This is a genomic window from Bradyrhizobium sp. NBAIM08, assembly GCF_020193935.1.
Lineage (GTDB): Bacteria > Pseudomonadota > Alphaproteobacteria > Rhizobiales > Xanthobacteraceae > Bradyrhizobium > Bradyrhizobium yuanmingense.
Map to the genome: position 1 here is coordinate 1 of NZ_JADYVR010000277.1, position 456 is coordinate 456.

At 58.3% G+C, this 456-nt stretch carries 1 protein-coding gene; it reads left to right on the plus strand.

Annotation, left to right across the window (positions count from 1 at the left end; all coding sequences use genetic code 11):
• Nucleotides 1–456 (plus strand): hypothetical protein (locus I6F37_RS39480; RefSeq protein WP_225154299.1); only part of this gene is annotated, 456 nt, incomplete at both ends.

Genomic DNA, 456 nt, shown 5'->3' on the forward strand with positions numbered 1-456 from the left:
GCTACGTCCGCCAGAACCTGGTACTCGCACCGGCATCGACGCAGCGCTACGGCGGGCTGCTGCTCGGGATGGGCGTTACCGTTGAGGCGGTCAAACAGCAGATCGATTTGTTTCTGGAAGAGCGACTCCGCGGCGCGAATAGCGACGTCGCCGGCAGCCAGGCCCAAGTGGACGTATACACGCAGCTCGAATCAATCGTGGGCGAATTGGGAGAAACCGATTTAAGCACGTCGCTCACCAAGTTCTTCGGCAGCATCAACGACATCCTCAATCAGCCTGATAGCGTTTCGGTCCGCAATCTGGCCGTGCTGCAGGGCGCAACGCTCACCGACGACATCCGTCGTCTCGATGGCCGCGTCCGCGAAGTCCGGAACAACGTCAACCAGGAAATTTCGTCGCAAGTTTCCACGATAAACGCCCTGCTGGAAGACATCTCAAAACTGAACAAGCAGGTGA